Annotated in this window: 3 protein-coding genes; 2 read left to right on the top strand and 1 reads right to left on the bottom strand. The window is 66.2% G+C overall.

Annotation, left to right across the window (positions count from 1 at the left end):
* Positions 1-241 (top strand): acyl-CoA dehydrogenase family protein (locus tag BG61_RS38120; protein WP_035943465.1); only part of this gene is annotated, 241 nt, incomplete at its 5' end.
* A gap of 14 nt (positions 242-255) precedes the next feature.
* Positions 256-1,434, top strand: coding sequence for a CaiB/BaiF CoA transferase family protein (locus tag BG61_RS38115; RefSeq protein WP_035924340.1), 1,179 nt, complete (start codon positions 256-258; stop codon positions 1,432-1,434).
* 28 nt (positions 1,435-1,462) lie between these two features.
* Here BG61_RS38115 and BG61_RS38110 read toward each other — a convergent pair whose 3' ends face one another.
* The gene (locus BG61_RS38110) at positions 1,463-2,428 is read right to left on the bottom strand and encodes a LysR substrate-binding domain-containing protein (RefSeq protein WP_035924344.1); all 966 of its coding nucleotides are present in this window, start codon (positions 2,426-2,428) and stop codon (positions 1,463-1,465) included.
* Positions 2,429-2,625: the final 197 nt, after the last annotated feature.

The following is a 2,625-nucleotide window of genomic DNA, read 5'->3' as shown; positions in this document are numbered from 1 at the left end:
CTTCGACGCGCACGAGCCGTGCGGCGCGCAGGCCAACATGGCGAAGCTGCTGGCCGCGGATGCGTCGTGGGAAGCGGCGAACGCGTGCCTGCAGTTTCACGGCGGCTTCGGCTTCGCGTGCGAGTACGACGTCGAGCGCAAGTTCCGCGAGACGCGTCTGTATCAGGTGGCGCCGATCTCGACGAACCTGATCCTGTCCTACGTGGCCGAGCACATTCTCGGCTTGCCCCGTTCCTTCTGACTGGAGACTTCATCATGCGCCCGCTCGAAGGAATCAAGGTCGTTACGTTCGAACACGCCATCGCCGCGCCGTTCTGCACGCGGCAGCTTGCTGATCTCGGCGCTCGCGTGATCAAGGTCGAACGGCCCGGCACAGGCGACTTTGCCCGCAACTATGACGAGCGCGTCAGCGGTCTCGCCTCGCATTTCGTCTGGACGAACCGCTCGAAGGAAAGCCTCACGCTCGACGTCAAGGAGCCTCATGCAGTCGACGTCGTGCACAAGCTGCTCGCGGATGCCGACGTGTTCGTGCAGAACCTTGCACCCGGCGCGACGCAGCGCCTCGGCCTCGACTACGGCGCGTTGAGCACGCGGTATCCGCGCCTGATCGTCTGCGACATCTCCGGCTACGGCCTCGACGGGCCCATGCGCGACAAGAAGGCGTACGACCTGCTGATCCAGAGCGAGTCGGGCTTCCTCAGCATCACCGGGTCCGAAGGGGAGCCGGCGAAGGCGGGCTGCTCGATCGCGGACATCGCGGCCGGCATGTACGGCTATACGAACATTCTCGCGGCGCTCATCGAGCGCGGGCGTACGGGGCGCGGCAGGCATATCGATGTCTCGATGCTGGAGAGCATGGTCGAGTGGATGAGCTACCCGCTCTACTATGCGATCGACGGGCAGGCGGCGCCTCGTCAGACCGGCGCGTCGCACGCCACCATATTTCCCTACGGCCCGTTCATGGCCGGCGACGGAAAGACGGTCATGCTCGGCCTGCAGAACGAGCGCGAATGGAAGGCGTTCTGCGAGTCGGTGATCGGTCAGCCGCAGCTCGCGTCGGACGACCGCTTCTCGTCCAACAGCCGGCGGGTAGCGAACCGCGAGCCGCTCGCCGGCGTCATTCTGGAAGCGTTCGCGAGCCTGAGCGCCGCGCAGGTGATCGGGCGTCTCGATGACGCGGGCATTGCGAACGCACGGATGAACGACATGCGGGGCGTCTGGAATCACGAGCAGCTGATTGCGCGGCAGCGATGGACGAAGGTCAGCACCCCGGCGGGCGAGATTCCGGCGCTGTATCCGCCGGGCGTGGCGCCTGCCGACGAGCCGACCATGGGCCCGGTGCCCGCGCTCGGCCAGGACACCGACGCAATCCTGCGCGAGCTCGGCCTGAGCGACTCGCTGATCGAGGAGATGCGCGTGGCCGGCGCAGTCTGACGGGCAAGCCCAGGGCGCCCGTCGTGCCTCAGTCCGAAGACGCATCTACGGCCGCGGCGGGAGCGGTTCTCAACGTGACTCCCTTCCACGCGCCCTTCGTGATCTGCTCCTTGATGAGCGCGACGATCGTTTCCCGGACGGCAACCGTCGCTGCGTGGACGGGCAGTCCGTTCGGCCAGCAGATGCTCACGGGCCGAACGATCGCCGGTTCGACGATGCGTCGCATCCTGGGAAGACGGGCTGCATCGAGTTGCGCGACCGCGGAGCCGGGCAGAATCGTGCAGGCCCGCCCGGAATGCGCAATGGAGATCAGGGTCGGCAACGAATCGATGTCGGCGATGATGTTCAGGTCGACGTTCTCCCGGGAGAACGTGCGTTCCAGGAGCAGGCGCAGGCCGTTCAACACGCCCGGCGCGACGAGCTTGACGCCGCCGAGCTTCGCGAGCGCACACGTCGTTGCACGAGGCGGCACTTCCGCGCCCAGCTCGCCGAGCACGTACAGGGCTTCGTCGAAGAGCGGCAATGCGGTGATGCCCGGCGTATCCGAACCGCGAAACAGCATCGCGAGATCGAGGCGGCCGTTCGCGAGCAGCTCGTTGAGGTAACCGCTCATGCTTTCGAAGAGTTGCAGGCGGATGCCCGGGTACTTGTCCTGTACGCGTTCGAAGAGCGGGACGGCAAGCACCGATGCCATGGTCGTCGGCAGGCCCACGGCCACCGTGCCCGACTCGGCACCGCCTCCCTTGACGACCTCCTGCTTCAACTGCTCCATTTGCCGCAGGACGAGACGCGCGTGGCGATAAAGCGCCTCGCCCGCCGGAGTCGGCGTGACGCCGTGGTTGCTGCGCAGCAGCAGCGGCACGCCGAGATCTTCCTCGAGACGGGCCATCTGCTGGCTGAGCGAAGGCTGGGCGACGAAGAGCTTTTCGGCTGCCTTGCCCAGGCTGCCGTAGTCGACGATGCTGACAAAGTATCTGAGCTGTCGAACGTCCATGGCGTAGTGGTCGGGATTCGGAACGGGAGGAACGTGGCCTGGACGTCGAAGCGCGTGCTGCCCGCGTGACTGTGTGCCTGACCTTATGGAGCGCTTGCGATGTGCTGGCTGCGCGCAGCGCATGCGTCATCGTAACCCGGAAGCGGGCCGACCCGCATGGCTTGCGTGCAGGCGTTCTTCCGCTCACATGTTCGGAT

This window comes from Caballeronia glathei (genome assembly GCF_000698595.1).
GTDB lineage: Bacteria > Pseudomonadota > Gammaproteobacteria > Burkholderiales > Burkholderiaceae > Caballeronia > Caballeronia glathei.
This window is presented reverse-complemented; position numbering and strand designations above follow the sequence as displayed.